This window comes from Membranihabitans marinus (assembly GCF_019802045.1).
Classification (GTDB): domain Bacteria; phylum Bacteroidota; class Bacteroidia; order Chitinophagales; family Saprospiraceae; genus Membranihabitans; species Membranihabitans marinus_A.
The window spans coordinates 68,338-83,995 of the sequence record NZ_JAHVHU010000007.1 but is presented as its reverse complement, the minus strand read 5'-3'; the positions used below and the strand labels follow the sequence as shown (position 1 = coordinate 83,995).

Sequence of the window (15,658 nt, the reverse complement as noted above, 5' to 3'; positions counted from 1 at the left end):
ACAAAAAGTAATGCCCAATCGTCAACGTGGAGATCTCAAATGGTAGAATGGTGAAACTAGTTCAAATTGAATGAACTGCTTTATCCCCCTGACCTTCCGGGCCTTTCCCGAAATAACCTTTAAATCCTAACAACAGAAACTATTATACTCATGGATTTCCCTTAATTTAGCACCCTTGTCAAAATATATACTATGAAAAACACGTCACGAACTGTTTTCGTTAACGGTCGATACACCACTTTGTCCACTCTGGCAGGCACGCTGCTGATGTCTCTTATTGCGCTGACTATGAGCTGCGACAAACCACCGGAGCATATTATCTCGGATAATAATTATGATTCGCTTCAGTTAGCGCCCTACGTGGAGCAGGATTTTCCGTTTATTACTACGTCGATCGATCTGCGCAATCTGGGACACGGATTGCCGGATTGGAATCTGACTTCCCGGGGTGTTATCATGAATTTAGGGGATGATACCTATGCTTGTTTTGATCCCGATTTGTTGCGTTGGTCCGTGGGTTGGACCGGCGACTTTATTTCCTTAACCGGGATGGCTCAGATCTCTTACGATGACTTTTTCAATAAGAAGAATAAATTTCCTCAGGTATTGGGTGACCCCAAAATAGCCACGGGACTGTATCCAGGATGGAGTGTGAACGAACCAGCGTACGATGATCCAAGGACCAAATCGGCTCCGTATGATAAAGACAAATGGGGACCGATCTCCACTTCGCTGGGTCGATGGGGTGGCATCGAACTGGAAGACAGCAACTCATTGGCATTGCACTACACTGTAGATGGTACAGATATCCGGGAACTGCCCGGCCGGCTGTCTTTTGGGGAGGAGACTGTTTTTGAACGAGCTTTCGAGATCAATCCGCACCAGAACACTTTAATTGTGAATCTGGCAGAAGTTACCAATGGTGCAAAAATGGAATCCTCAGACGCCTGGGCATACATTCTTCAGGGTGAAAATCAGGACAGCGTCACAGCCGTGGGAACGCTACCCGGCCACGGCGCCACCTGGGTGCTGACTGATAACCGGTACCTATCTGTCAAATATCAGTCTACGGATACGGGTATTCATTCACGAATATTTATCTGGAAAGGACCGACCGATAAACTGGAAGATTTTAAAGCATTTGTCGAAGCAGAAAACAGCCGCGACTATGAATACAAGAAGAAAGAAAATATAACACGCTGGTCGGAAAAGGTATATACCCGTGAAATAAAGTCACCAGATACGGCAACCTATGTGACCGATCAATTGCTCTTGCCCGTTCCCAACCCGTGGAATCGCAATGTACGTCTGATGGATGTGGATTTCTTTAGTGACGGGCGTGGTGCAGCGGTATCTTTTTCAGGTGACGTTTGGCTGGTCGATGGTATCGGGTCTGATTATATGACCTGGACCCGCTATGCGTCCGGACTCAACCAACCGATGAGTATTGAGGTGTTGCGGGATACAATCTACGTTTTTGATCGTTCAGGCATTATTCGGTTTCACGATACGAATAACGATGGAGAAGCTGATTTTTATGAGAACTTTTCAAACATTGCAGACCAGTCCATGGAGACACGGGAGTGGCCGGCGGATCTGGTTGTAGACCCGGAAGGTGGGTTTTTCATAGCTAAAGGAGGATCATTAAGTGGGGGACCTCATATTGGTGCACCGACAACCAAGGGCTTTGCCAGAGGGTCTCAATACGATGGATCGGTGATTCATATATCTGAAGATGGCCGTTCTTTGGAGGTCATGGCTACCGGTCTTCGTGGGCCTTACCTGGGTATTCATCCAGAGACGGGGTTCCTGACCGTGACCGATCAACAAGGTAATTACGTGCCGAGTACACCGATCTATCATGTGCAAAAAGGCGATTATTATGGGGTGCCATCGACAGCCCATGTGGTAGACACACCGGCGATTACCCCACCACTGCTATGGGCGCCGCACCACATTGAACCATCTAGTATTGGCCAAGTGTGGATGACTACGGATAAAATGGGCCCATTAAATGATCAATTAGTACATATCTCTTTTGGTAAACCGGGATTGTATAAAATTCTAATCGATACCACAGACCAGACCTTGCAAGGCGGTATTACCTATATTCCGGCTCATTATCCGACTCCGATTTCGAAAGGGGCTATCCGGGGGAAAGATGGATATCCATACTTTACCGGATTCAACCTGTGGGGGTCCTCTTCCAAAGGGATCAGTTCATTGCTCCGATTCCGGTACACGGGAATGCCGGATATTCTGCCGGTTCAATTTCAGGCGGGGCGCCAGGGCATCGTTTTGCGGTTTGATGTACCTCTGAATGAAGCTGAAATAGACAATATTGGTAATTTTCAGGTGAAACGTTATAATTATCTGCGATCGCCGGAATATGGTTCGGGCCATTACCGCATGGATGGCAGTCCGGGCGAAGAGCATCTGCCGGTCCTGGCCACCCATCTTTCCGAAGATAAAAAAGCGGTGCTATTGATTGTGCCCAATATGGCTGTCGTAGAACAGATGGAAGTCAGTTATAAGATGGCTTCTGAAGAAGGAACTCTCATGTCGGATGTCTTTTCGTTTACCTTGCACGAAGTGAACGATATTGATTTGGATCAGGCTGGCTTTAGGGACGTGAACACTGGTGATCTGGCACTTTCTTCCGACGAATTGGCGGTGAACAACCAAGAGCCTCAGGAAGCGACGGTGGAGCTGGGTGAGCAACTCTTTACAAAAATGGCTTGCATCGGATGCCATTCTCCAGGCACCCGTACCGATGGATTGTATGGCCCGCCTTTTCAGGACCTTTATGGTTCTGTCCGGGAATTTAATGATGGCAGTTCGCAGGAGGTGGATGAAGCTTATCTCCGGGAGTCAATCCTGGAGCCCAATAAAAAAGTAGTGAAGGGGTATGATGCAGAAATGCCCTCATTCCTTGGGATATTGAATGATACGGAAATAGACGCTGTTATTTTGTATATTAAGTCGCTGGCAAATTAGGAGAAAGGGGAAAGGTGCAAGGGGTTCGATGAAAGGGGGGGAGCTTCGACCGCTAAGCGGACACAAGTTCAACAACGCAGTGGATGGTAATCTTAGCTGTTGAGCATGGTTTAAACACAAAGAGATTTGTCAGATCTTGGAGATCTGTTAAATCTCCGTATTTAAAATATAGAGACTAAGACTATGAAAAATCACATTCCCGGTACTCGACGCGATTTCATTAAAAATGCTACGATACTTTCTGCGGCAGCTCCGATCATGCCACATTTGCTGTGGAGTCAAGCTCCTTCTCCGGTGAACGACGAACTGCAAATACATCTTTTTTCCAAACACTTTCAGTTCCTGAATTACGAGGAGATGGCAGAAAAAGCTGCGGAGATGGGGTTTGACGGGCTGGATCTCACGGTGCGTCGGGGCGGGCATGTAGAACCTGAGCATGTGGAACAAGAGTTGCCCAAGGCCGTAAAGGCCATGAATCAGGCTGGATTACAGCCTGTACTTATGGCCACCAATGTTAATGATGCCGGTGATGAACTAAGTCAGCGGGTACTCCGTACAGCTGCGGATCAGGGCATCACCCACTATCGGATGCAGTATTACCGGTATCTGGAGGATAAAACCATTCCGGAGTCGATTGTGCATTATCAGCATCAAGCTGAAAAACTAGCGAAGTTAAACCAGAAACTGGGGCTGATGGGTTGTTATCAGAATCATGCAGGAATCCGAATGGGTTCTTCAATATGGGAATTGTATGCGCTGATCATGAACGCGAGCGAAAAAGGATTAGGAGCTCAGTATGACATTCGCCACGCCACCGTAGAAGGTGGATTGAATTGGTCCAAAGGCCTGCAGTTGATCCATCCACGAATTCAGTCATTTGTGATTAAAGATTTTAAATGGATGGAAAAGGATGGAAAATGGTTTCCACAGAATGTGCCGTTTGGTGAAGGGATGGTCGAATGGAAGACCTATTTCCAATTGTTGAAATCGTATGGAATCAACGTCCCGGTTTCCTTGCATTTGGAATACCCGCTGGGGGGAGCTGAGAAAGGGCGAAGCGATATTGAGGTGGAACCACAGGTGGTCTATGATGCCATGAAACGCGATTTGAACAACGTGCGTAAATTGTGGGCGGAGGTGTAACCATCATTTTTCCATATTCTTAAACAAAAGCGATGAAATTCAATTCTAATAGTATCTTAAGCTTACCTCGACGAGGGTTTATTAAGTTAACCGCTTCGGCTGCGGCAGGTTATGTGCTGAGTAGTCCTGGTGCGTACAACAAAACAGAAAATAAAATGAATAAGAAATCCATCCGGATCAAAAATGTTAGTTCCAATTTTGAAAGAGAGCCCCTTTATCCTTATCGGTTTAAAGGAGGCGCGGTCACTGAAGCGTGGCAGGTGGCTGCTTTGCTGGAGAGTGATTCCGGAATACGTACTATTGGGTTGGGGTCGCAAGGCGTTCTCTGGTCTGATGCGCGGGTTGCTTTTGAGCACTCCGAATCAGGGGGCAATGCCCTGATGTATGCGGTCAGTGAACACGCGCTAAAAATGATCGAGGGACAAAGCTTCACGGATCCGCTTCAATTGCTGGACGATATGTACCCGGAAGTGTATGCCTACGCTTCCCGCATTACCGATCACGAGGACCTGCGAAAAACCTTTGCGCTCAATGCTTTGGTCTGTGTGGACAATGCCGCCTGGTTGCTCTATGCGCAAGAACACGGCATAACCAATTTTGATGCGATGATCCCCGATGCGTATAAACCCGGATTGTCTGCACGAAACGATAAGGTGGCCAGCATACCCTCGTTTGCGACCGGAACGCCGATAGATAAACTGACGGAGTCCACTGATGAAGGGTATTTTATACTGAAGTTGAAAATTGGGGCGGCGGGTACACAAGAAGAGATGCTGGAAAAAGACAAAGCTTTTTTGACGGAGGTACATCAAGCTATGCAAGCCTATTCAACGCCTTATACCAAGGATGGAAAAATTCCCTATTACTTCGACGCCAATGGACGGTATGAGAAAAAAGAGACGCTCGAACGACTCCTCGATCATGCCCGGAAAATTGGTGCATTCGATCAGATCGCCGTGGTGGAGGAGCCCTTTGACGAGTTCAATACCTCGTTCGTGGGAGATCTTGGTGTACGGATTGCGTCTGATGAAAGTGCACATACGGTCGAGGATGCCGCTGACCGGATCGAAATGGGGTATACAGCGTTTGCGGTCAAGGCGATCGCGAAAACTCTCAGTATGACAATGAAAATTACCCAATTGGCCTACGAGCATAATGTTCCTTGTTTTTGCGCAGATTTGACGGTGAACCCCATCCTGGTCGAATGGAATAAAAACATTGCCGCCCGTCTACCAGCATTCCCGGGAATCAGCACGGGGTTGCAAGAAGCGAATGGCCATCAGTACTATAAAAAATGGGACAAAATGATGTCTTACCACCCCATGCCAGATGCGCCGTGGGTCGAGCCGGATGGCGGTGTGTATCATACGGAAGATCCATTTTTTGAACATGGTGGTGGGATCTTTAAGCCCATGCCTCATTATGAGGGGTTGTTTGAAGTATAGCAGTAAGAAGGTATAAGGTGCTGTGCTAATGCGCACACTACCCGACAAACTCCTTCCACTCCCCCCCCTCTCCCTTGTGAAAAGCACTGTTTTAGGGCTGGTGGGGGAAGAATCCTGCCTTGATAGCAGGATAGGTCAGCGAGGCGGGCTGGACCTGGCCATCTCAGCTCGAGAGAGAAAGAAAAACCTTATTTATAAACTGAATGCGCCGAATAAATTCTTTCCTGGAGAAGGGACGCTCTTCTTTGTGATCTGTAAATTTTATGTAGTACGTTTGCAACTCTAAAAATTTACGATAGACCCCCTATAATAAAATAGCATTGTAACATTTTCCAAAGAACTGATGTTACCAGGCTGATTTAATGGTGAATACTATGGATAAGATAAGAATACGAAATTTTCTAAAAGAGGTATTGGAAAACAGCCCGGAAGACTGGATCAAACTAACGACCCATCGTCTGGATATCTATGATGAATCCCAGGCCAAGACCCAATTTTTAGAACAATTTGACCGCCTGTTTCAGGTTAATAATACGGATCCATCTGCCCTCCGTGAACTACCCACGGCTTACGATTATATCCGGCTCGGCCACCCGTTGTCCTCCGTGCTGGAGTGGAGTGTGGCGCGTATTAATGACCTGGACCCTACGCATATCATCAGTTTTTCATCGGGAACCATGCCGATTTTGGCTGTGTTACGGAAAAATTTACTGGATCGGGTTCCGACCCGGATTTATTATACCGGCGAGCTACCGGCCAGTTTCCATGCGGATAAACTCAGGCAGGTCTATGGGTACGATTTTGAATTGAAGAAAGTTCAAAATGCGGAGGAGGTTTCTGGTAATGAAGGCAGCTCGGTCTTTATTTCGAAGCAAGAAGATCTTTGGAAAATGGAACGCAACCCCAATATTGATTTTTACATTACGATCCATCCGGAATATGGAAGCGTAGTGACCATTCACGGTGAGAATAATGCGGGTTATATTTCCGAGATACAGCACGTCCGCCGAAGAGAAACCATCGCCATGACACCGGTGGATTGTTACGCAGCTTTACAGTTACTGACAGGGGAAACAATAGATGATACGTCCTATGATGTTGAATCAGACAAGAAATTTGTGTTGGATTCCATCCGGGAGATTACAGGCACCACCACGAAGCCGCTGCTCGGTTCCAGCGGGCTTTCCATGCAATATGCGATCATGATGGGGTTGGTGGATGATGCTTTGAAAAACCACCCCGGAAAAAAGATCAAATTCGTGGTGCCACCCAATTGCTATGGTGGTACCAATGACCAGGCCCGGCGTGTAGCAGCCTGTCTGGATCAGGTGGAGATCGTTGATTTGCCCGTGGATGGTGGGCACGATATGGTTCAAGGAGTCGAGACCGTTTTGACAGAGATTGCGAATGCGGATGCCATTCCATATATTATTGCTGAAATTCCGACCAACCCGAGAGTGCAGGTCCCGGATCTTTCTGCGCTGGAAGAGGCGCTGCGTAAAAAACGAATGACGCCAAATGGATCGGTTGCTATGGATCCTGTTTTTATCCTGGATCAAACGTTTTGTCCCAATGTGCGGTTTGTAGGTGAAGGAGCGATTCTTTCGACCGTCCGTACCATCTCTTATGTCAGTGGATCCAAATTCCCCAGTGGCGGTCTGGTCACGGCAGGGTACTGCGTCGGTAATGAGCGGACGAATGATCTGATGGAAATTGTTGAACATCACCTGAACCTTTGCGATAACGAAGCCACCAGTCACCAGATAGAAATACTGGCTAGTCAGCTGCCGTCGATGAATCAACGCATCGAAGCGGCTTATCAGAACACCCGTGAATTTGTAAATTTCATTCGGGAAGTTTTACCCGATGCAAAGATCAATTTTGTTTCTGAAGAACTGGCGAATCAGGGTTTTACCCCGTCCGTATTTTCTTTGGATTTACCGGCCTCGGGGAATACCGAAGAAGAAAGGGAGGCGAACAAGAGAGCATTGAATCTAAAGCTCATCCAATTAATGATTGCTGAAATCCCACAGGAAAGTAAGTTTTGCGTGAGCTATGGGCAGTTAAAAGGGTGTTACTGGACGATCCCGGCTACATCCACCCAGGGAACCACCAAAGAAGGAGACAAGGACTATATTGTCCGGGTATCACTCTCTCCCGATGTGGACCTGGAGCTTCATAAAAAAGTTTTTTTAGATTTCGTGAGCGCTATCAGCACGAATTAATCCTTAGAGAACATGACCAACAACGACCTATTACGACGTATTCGTTACTTGTATGATTTTGACGACGACGCCATGATGGCTCTTTTCAGATTAGCCGGTAATGAGGTCACCAGGTCTGCGGTCTGTGACTGGCTGAAAAAAGAGGAGGATCCTGCTTTTAAGGAAATCACGGATAAGGAACTGGCCACCTTTCTCAATGGATTGACCATTAAAAATCGCGGCCGAAAAGAAGGGCCCTTACCAGTGCCTGAAGACCAGCTGAACAACAATATTATATTTCGGAAGCTTAAAATTGCGATGAATCTGAAATCAGATGAGATCCTGGATTTGTTCGAATCAACAGGCAAAGGGATCAGCAAACATGAATTGAGTGCTTTTTTTCGCCGTCCCGGGAACAACTCCTACCGTACGATGAGAGATCAATACCTGCGTAATTTTCTAAATGCGCTGCAAGCCAAGAAGTAGCAACATTTACCCGTTCGCTATCGTTGGAACTATAGTCCAACTAAATTTATTAAGGATGAAAACATTCTTCATGGTGCTGAGTTTATTAACGCTGGCTGCATTGGCCCGAGCCCAGGATCTATCAAAATCTCAAACCGGTGAAGACAATCCCGTGGCTGTGGCGGATGATGCCAAATGGCTTCAAAACCGGATTGGTCTGTACGGATCGTTTTTCTCAGGCTATGGATTGAGTTATCAGCGTCAGTTGAAAAACGGGGTATCCCTTCGAACGCAGTTTTTTGGATACGGGAACAGCGACGATGAGGATTATGGGTCGGATGAAATACGATTGGCTTATGGGGCAGACGTGCAATATAATCTACAGCGATCGAGAAAAACACGCTTGTATGTCCTGGCCGGCTCGTTTTATGATTATTACGAATGGGAGAATAATTATCCGGCAACACCATCCGGCAAAAAAGACTATGATATCGAACGATACATCAATGTGGGGGTTGGATTGGGGATCGAGTTGATTGCCTGGCAGCATGTCTCCTTTTCGATAGAAGGCGGTTACTATGGGCGTTTTGGGAATAACAATGTGACTGCTTACCGGATCGTCAATGGCCAGGAAATACGATCGAGAGAAAAACAAACCCCCAAGTCTTTTGGATTTGGCGTGGGAGGCGGCATATTTTATGCATTTTAAAAACGATTCTCCACAAAAAGATCTTCAAAATCGAGGCAGGTTCTTCATCCCTGGATACTGTCGGAAGAAACCCTGGGTAAAATCAAATCGATGTTAGAGAGAAGCTCTACCAGACTCTGGGTCTGATGAACCTTCATTTTATAAAAACAAAACAGAGAAAAACGTCAATGTCAAATCAATCAGCGGAAAATCAAGAAAAGGACGCGAATGCAATTCATGAAAGCCTTCGAACAAAATTTGATATAGCGGAATTGAATCCGATGCAGCAAGAGGCTGGACAGAAAATCCGATCCAAGTCGGATGTGATCTTGCTTTCTCCCACGGGGACGGGTAAGACCCTGGCATTTTTACTGCCCGTCCTGGAAGCGTTGGATCAAGAATCACCGGAAATTCAAGCGCTCATCCTGGTTCCATCCCGAGAACTGGCGCAGCAGATCGAACAGGTAACCCGGGAATTGGGGACGGGGTTCAAGGTCAACGCCGTGTACGGCGGACGTTCGGGAACACTGGATAAAATTGATCTGAAACACCGACCGGCTATCCTCATCGGTACACCCGGACGGATTGCAGACCGCTTCAGACGGGATAAGTATTCGTTGGCTCACATTAAAACCCTGATCCTGGACGAATTTGATAAATCACTGGAGATCGGTTTTGAGGATGAAATGGCAGAGATCATAGAAGCGCTTCCCCATGTAGAGCAGCGAATACTGACCTCAGCAACCAGCGAAGCTGAAATACCTGCATTTGTAGGATTGAAGAAGCCCGTTCTGATCGATTATTTACAGCAGGAGAATGACCGCTTAAAGATAAAAACGATCCTTTCGGACGACAAAGATAAGCTGGATGCTTTGAAGAAAACCCTTGCTTTTATAGGCCCCGAACCCGGAATTATATTCTGCAATTTTAAAGATGCCTTAGAGCGCATCAGTGATCACCTGACACAAAATCAGATCCCGCATGAACCATTTCACGGCGGAATGGACCAAATTGACCGAGAACGAGCTTTAATCAAATTCAGAAACGGCACCAGTCGAATCCTTTTGGCGACCGATCTGGCTGCCCGTGGACTGGATATTCCGGAGATCGAGTTCATCATCCATTACCACCTTCCACCCCGTGAAAAAGAGTTTACTCACCGCAACGGCCGTACAGCGCGTATGAAACGAAACGGGGTCGCTTATGTGCTCCACTGGAAAGACGAAGAGGTGCCCGAATTTATTCAGGCTAAGACTTCTGAAACGCTTTACATCAATGACCTGGAACCTGCAGTAGTTGCTCCTCCTGTAGCGTGGCGGACGGTGTATATCACGGGCGGACGGCGCGATAAAATCTCAAAAGGCGATATCGCGGGTTTGTTTCATAAGCAGGGCCAGCTCAAAAGAGATCAACTCGGGGTGATCGAACTCCAGCAGAATCATACCTATGCCGGCGTGCATGCTGATGCTGCGGATAAGCTGGTTCAGAATACAAACAATACCAAACTCAAAAAAAAGAAGGTGCGGATCAGCTTGATTTAAAAATTGAGGCGTTCATTCTGAGATTCAAAGTGTTGATGGAAACAACCAGCCCGGTGGGGACCCTTGGGGGTTGTTTTTCATCCTGGTCGGTTTTTCTATTTTCGGATCGGATTCCACCATTTGGAATTGAAAATGCTCTAAAATATTCTCGAGTAAAAAAGCGGAGGTCTAGCCCGCTTTATTCACCACGTCAATCTGCTATAATGCATAATATGCAGTTCATCAGTTGCTTAAATTCCAAAATTGGGCATATTGCATAGCCCAATTTTGGATGACGTTTGACTTTTGATTCATACATCTGCTGCGTTACTAACTCCTTGAAATAGAATACTATTCCGGCGGAGTTAGATGCCTTGCATCTGCATAAATCAAAAGCCATGAATTTTGCGGGCTAGCTTGAGCTATACCGGGTGTTTTTGACGAACAAACCGAAAAATATTCCGGAATGCCAATCGGTATTGTACCGATCACACCATGGTTATAGAAATAAACGATAAAGAAATAACAATCTCTGGATGCAAAACTACCACCCCGGATTTTGTGTCAGGTTATCGTTCAGTGACAATTCATCATCCGGTATGGGAAGGAGGTTATAATGAGCATCGTATCCGGCTGGAAATTTGATCTCAATCAAACTGCCATCACCTGCTCTCACTTCACTCGGATACAGTTCCGATCCGATATCCCATCGTTTAATGTCTGACCAATAAGTGCCTTCCAGGAAAAACTCAATCCGCCTTTCTTTACGAAGTTTTTTCCGAGCTTCTTCCTGGGATAAATCTGTGGATAAAGCTGTAATTTTCACGTCATCCCGCTCGGTCCGGATCCGGTTAATAAGCGCTATGGCTTCTGGAATATTTTGATCCGTTTCGATAAGCGCTTCTGCTTTTGACATCAATACATCTCCATAGCGTAAAACGATAAAATTCAATGGTACTTGTCGGCGGGAACTCACACTGACTCCTTCGGCAGTATATTTTCGCATCCCAAACCCGACGCGTTGGCCGGTATGGTTTCGAATCACACCCGGGTAAGGCAATCCTTCGTATAAGGTACCTGGCCGGAGAATGGAAAAGTCCAGCCGGGGATCGCGGCCCGCATAGGGATTATCGGGGTCTACTTCTGAACCATCGATCATTTCATATTTATCAACCATTTGTTGTGTAGGAGCCACATCACTCGCACCATCTGCACCTGTGGTAATTCCCTGAGGTCTTCCCAGCCAGGCGAAAAAATTACCTTGACCTTGTTCGCCGTCAATGTATTGGATATCAAAAATCACTTCGGGATTGTTCTCATTTTCGACCATGAACAAACCCTCATAGCTAGGGAACAATTCATAGATGTCCAGCGCGTCGATCTGATCAACCAGATCGAGAACTTCTTCATATTTTCCCTGATACAGCATAGCTCGCATTTTCATGCCGAGCGCAGCTCCTTTTGTGGCTCTTCCTGCTGCTGGGGCGGTTGCCTTGAGACTTGAGATTGCCATGTCATATTCCGCAATAGCTTTATTCCACACTTCCTGACGTGGGCTGGGAGCCACTTCCCGTGCTTCTTGTGCTGATATGACTTGATCGATGATGGGTACATCGCCGTAGGTTTCAGCCAATAGTGCATAGGCTATTCCTCGTAAGAAATGGGTTTCTCCCAATACTCTATCTTTATAGTCTGCATCTAAGGTAACCTGGTCAATATTTTCGAGTAGATAATTGGATCGATATATAATGCGGTAGCACATGGTCCATCTTTCCGGAATAAACTCGCCGGTAGAAGCTGTTGCTGAACCATCCCCGATTTGTTGCAGCTTCCCGTTCCAGTGCGCCCACTGAAAGGCATCGGGAGTACACGCTTCGAGGCTGGGTCCAGCCCCATAAATCCCACGATGTCGCAACACGCTGTAAATACCATTGAGTGCCAGATCGACATCGTCTTCGCTGGTCCAAAATGAGGCACTGGTAATTTTATCCTGGGGAAGAACATTGAGATAATCTTCTTTGCAGCCTGACAAAAAAATGAGGGTACAAAATAGTATAGATAGATGTTTCATGACTTCTGTAATTTAGAGGTTAATATTGAGTCCGAAGGTAATGGTGGTAGGCAGCGGATAGAAGTTGTATCCCGAATCGAAGGTGTTCCGTTCAGGGTCAAACCCCTCGTACTCGCTACTTGTCTTGGAAAAAACATTTTGGGCATTCAGGAATACATACAGCTTGTCCATTTTAATTCGGTCCAGGAGTTGGTCAGCCAGGTTATAGCCCAACTGAATATTCTTTAGTTTGAAAAAAGACAAACTGGTCATCCAAAAATCTGATTGTTGACCGTTCCAAGTGTTATTGATCGCAATGGCAGGTATAGTGGCCGAATTATTTTCAGGTGTCCAGGCGTTGCGCCATTTGGTCGTGATGGTGCCTCCTGATATTCCGAGCGGCTGTGTCCAGGCATTGTCGATATAAGAATTGACGCCGGCAATGCCTTGAAAAAGCAAGCTGAAATCAAAACCCATATATCCAAGATCAAAAGTCATCCCGTAGGTCACCTTGGGGATGGTATTCCCGAGCTCTACTTTATCTTCAAAGTTGATTTTTCCATCATTATTAATATCGGTATACTTCAACTCCCCGGCTCTGGGAAGATAACCGCTGTTTGGCAAATGCTGCGCTGCTTCTTCATTTGATTTGTACACCCCTTCGTATTTGAGACCGTAGAGGGTCCGGTACGAAAATCCCTCGCGGATCAAATGGAGCTGATCCGGTGAATCGCCTCCTCGGAACTTGGTCACCAGATTGTCTATATAGGTGAAATTCACGTTCAGGCTGTAATTCAACTTTTGTCGGTTATCTGCGTAGTTGCCATAATTTACATTGAGTTCTACCCCTTCATTTTTCATCTTTCCCACGTTCTCAAAAGGTGCAGCCAAACCCCCAACCAGTTTAGGCACAGGCAATCGTACGATTATATCATACGTGTTCTTGCGGAATATATCAGCTTCTAAATTCAATTTGTTCTTGAAAAATCCAATGTCTGCGCCTATCCCGTAATTGGTCGTGGTTTCCCAACTGATGTTGGGATCGACCAGTGAAGTAATAGCGGCACCAGGGGCAAAAGAGCCTCCGAAGTTATAACTCACCGAATTACTTTGATTGATGACGGTCAGGTAGGGCCAGTAGTCATCAATGTTTTGATTGCCCAGACGACCTGCGGATATTCGTAGTTTTAAGTTTGATATCAGACTCTGATCCTGCATAAACGATTCCTCAGAGACCCGCCAACCGGCAGAAAAAGAAGGAAATATACCCCATCGGTTTTCTTTTAAAAACCTGGAAGAAGCGTCAGCCCGGAGGTTTACTTCCAACAGGTATTTATTCATCAGATAATAATTGACTCTTCCAAAATAAGACAGCATTCGGAAGGACAAGAGGTTTCCATCCGCTGTAAAGCCGCCGGTACCCGCATCAACCTGAATCAATCCCGCTTTTGGTGGATTCGTTCGCCGGGCATACGCATCTTTGATCTGATTATTTTCAACCTGCATACCGGCCAGAACAGACAATTCATGATTTTCATTAAAAGCCTTCGTGTAGTTCAGTGTATTGAACCAGGTGTAAAAATAATTATCTACATTTCGTCGGCTGGCTTCCAGGGTTGTGGGGTAGTCAAGATTGACCGCCTGGATGCCTCCTGAAGTGTATCCATACAACACCTCATTGTGTTTATCTCGTAAGTTGTGATTGGTTTGAGAAGAAAAGCTGGTCTTGAAAACGAGGTTTTCACCCAGTGAAATATCCGCGAAAACATTCATCTTAAGGAAGTTGTTTTCGTAGGTGGTGAGCCCGTTATCAGTCTCAATGACCGGGTTGCGATTCCCGACGATCAGGCTGCCGTCTTTCACTGCCTCTGGGGCGCCATATTGACCATCGGCATTAAAAGGTGCAGTGAAAGGGTATGCTCCATTCGCAAAAATATAAAGGACTCTCCCCAGGTTGTAGGGTTCTTCGCTAACCTTGCGCATGGCATTGATTCGACCACCTACATTGACCCAGTCCCTAACTCTGGATTCCAGATTTATCGTAAGACCATATCGATTGGATTGAGTATTGCGCATTATTCCACCCTGATCCAGGTAATTACCTGATATATAGTACCGGACTTTTTCGGAGCCTCCCCGCACGGACAGATTGTGCTCCTGAATCATGGAAGAGCGAAATACTTCGTCAAAGAAGTTTACATTGGGGTGCGTGAACGGATCCGAGTTGGACTGATATTCCTGAATGAGTGATTGTGGAAACAGTTCGCTTCCGCCGGCATTCACCAAAGCCTGGTTCCAGAGCCCCATGTATTCTGCACTGTTTTCGATGATGTCATAATGTTGAGTCAGGCTTTGAGTGCCAATGTAGCTGGATAAATTAATTTTTGCACCATCATCAAATCCACCCATTTTTGTAGTGATGAGCACGACCCCATTCGCAGCTTTCGAACCATAGATAGCTGCGCTGGCGGCGTCTTTTAGGACGGATATGTTTTGTATGTCATTGGGATTGACTTCATTGATGGACCCTTCTACACCATCAATGAGCACGAGGGGGTTGGCATTGTTTAATGTTCCCCATCCGCGAATCCTGATTTGTGCTCCATCACTACCCGGCTTACCAGAATTCTGGCTTACCCATACTCCCGTAGCTTTCCCGCCCAAAGCCTGAGAGGCATTTGTAATCGGCCGGTTCTCCAGGGTGCCCAACATGTCAACACTCGACACTGATCCCGTCAAATTAACTTTTTTCTGCGTTCCATATCCCACCACTACTATTTCTTCCAGAAGGGCAGCATCTGAAGTCATGGTTACATCGATGGACGAACGGCCTTCGACTGGTAACCGCATGGTTTGATAACCGATGTATGAAAAGATGAGCGTAGCATTTTCTGCTACATTATCGATTTTGTACTTACCCTCAAAATCTGTTGATGTACCTTCATTGGTTCCCTGGATCTGAACATTCACTCCAATCAATTCTGATCCTTCTTGATCGGTGACCTGTCCTGTGATGGTGGATTGACTGAGCGCGGAGGTCAAGCCACTAAGTAATACAACTACAGTAAATGCTAAAGCTATTCTTCTGTGCATGAGTTTTTTTGATGCAAGTTTCATGTCCTTTTTCATGGTACAATGGTTTTGTG

At 46.3% G+C, this 15,658-nt stretch carries 9 protein-coding genes; 7 read left to right on the top strand and 2 right to left on the bottom strand.

Annotated elements, in window-relative coordinates:
• Positions 1–192: 192 nt before the first annotated feature.
• The 7 genes from KUV50_RS07720 to KUV50_RS07690 all read left to right on the top strand — a co-directional run bounded on the left by KUV50_RS07720 (position 193) and on the right by KUV50_RS07690 (position 10,483).
• Entirely contained in the window at positions 193–2,997 is a 2,805-nt protein-coding gene (locus tag KUV50_RS07720; protein WP_222579547.1) for a DUF6797 domain-containing protein, read from the top strand.
• 183 nt (positions 2,998–3,180) lie between these two features.
• Positions 3,181–4,140 carry a sugar phosphate isomerase/epimerase family protein gene (locus tag KUV50_RS07715; protein ID WP_222579546.1) on the top strand — a complete coding sequence of 320 codons (960 nt, stop codon included), beginning with the start codon at positions 3,181–3,183 and terminating at the stop codon, positions 4,138–4,140.
• A 32-nt stretch (positions 4,141–4,172) separates the two neighbouring features.
• A complete protein-coding gene (locus KUV50_RS07710) occupies positions 4,173–5,585 on the top strand; it encodes an enolase C-terminal domain-like protein (RefSeq protein WP_222579545.1) in 1,413 nt (470 codons plus the stop codon).
• 374 nt (positions 5,586–5,959) lie between these two features.
• Positions 5,960–7,810, top strand: coding sequence for a PLP-dependent transferase (locus tag KUV50_RS07705; protein WP_261395049.1), 1,851 nt, complete (start codon positions 5,960–5,962; stop codon positions 7,808–7,810).
• Between the two features lie 12 nt (positions 7,811–7,822).
• Positions 7,823–8,275: a DUF1456 family protein gene (locus KUV50_RS07700; protein ID WP_222579544.1), complete on the top strand. Its 453-nt coding sequence runs from the start codon at positions 7,823–7,825 to the stop codon at positions 8,273–8,275.
• Between the two features lie 55 nt (positions 8,276–8,330).
• Positions 8,331–8,963: a hypothetical protein gene (locus KUV50_RS07695; RefSeq protein WP_222579543.1), complete on the top strand. Its 633-nt coding sequence runs from the start codon at positions 8,331–8,333 to the stop codon at positions 8,961–8,963.
• Positions 8,964–9,130: 167 nt separating this feature from the next.
• Entirely contained in the window at positions 9,131–10,483 is a 1,353-nt protein-coding gene (locus KUV50_RS07690) for a DEAD/DEAH box helicase (protein ID WP_222579542.1), read from the top strand.
• Positions 10,484–11,006: 523 nt separating this feature from the next.
• On the opposite strand, the gene KUV50_RS07685 is transcribed toward KUV50_RS07690, so the two are convergent.
• A complete protein-coding gene (locus KUV50_RS07685; RefSeq protein WP_222579541.1) occupies positions 11,007–12,533 on the bottom strand; it encodes a RagB/SusD family nutrient uptake outer membrane protein in 1,527 nt (508 codons plus the stop codon).
• 12 nt (positions 12,534–12,545) lie between these two features.
• Complete coding sequence (locus KUV50_RS07680; RefSeq protein ID WP_222579540.1) at positions 12,546–15,641, bottom strand: SusC/RagA family TonB-linked outer membrane protein; 3,096 nt, start codon at positions 15,639–15,641, stop codon at positions 12,546–12,548.
• Positions 15,642–15,658: the final 17 nt, after the last annotated feature.

Excerpts from the sequence above, each read along its gene's own strand:
- KUV50_RS07715 (WP_222579546.1), top strand. The coding sequence starts at position 3,181 with ATGAAAAATCACATTCCCGGTACTCGACGCGATTTCATTAAAAATGCT.
- KUV50_RS07695 (WP_222579543.1), top strand. The coding sequence starts at position 8,331 with ATGAAAACATTCTTCATGGTGCTGAGTTTATTAACGCTGGCTGCATTG.
- KUV50_RS07690 (WP_222579542.1), top strand. The coding sequence starts at position 9,131 with ATGTCAAATCAATCAGCGGAAAATCAAGAAAAGGACGCGAATGCAATT.
- KUV50_RS07680 (WP_222579540.1), bottom strand. The coding sequence starts at position 15,641 with ATGAAAAAGGACATGAAACTTGCATCAAAAAAACTCATGCACAGAAGA.
- KUV50_RS07720 (WP_222579547.1), top strand. The coding sequence starts at position 193 with ATGAAAAACACGTCACGAACTGTTTTCGTTAACGGTCGATACACCACT.
- KUV50_RS07700 (WP_222579544.1), top strand. The coding sequence starts at position 7,823 with ATGACCAACAACGACCTATTACGACGTATTCGTTACTTGTATGATTTT.
- KUV50_RS07685 (WP_222579541.1), bottom strand. The coding sequence starts at position 12,533 with ATGAAACATCTATCTATACTATTTTGTACCCTCATTTTTTTGTCAGGC.
- KUV50_RS07705 (WP_261395049.1), top strand. The coding sequence starts at position 5,960 with ATGGATAAGATAAGAATACGAAATTTTCTAAAAGAGGTATTGGAAAAC.
- KUV50_RS07710 (WP_222579545.1), top strand. The coding sequence starts at position 4,173 with ATGAAATTCAATTCTAATAGTATCTTAAGCTTACCTCGACGAGGGTTT.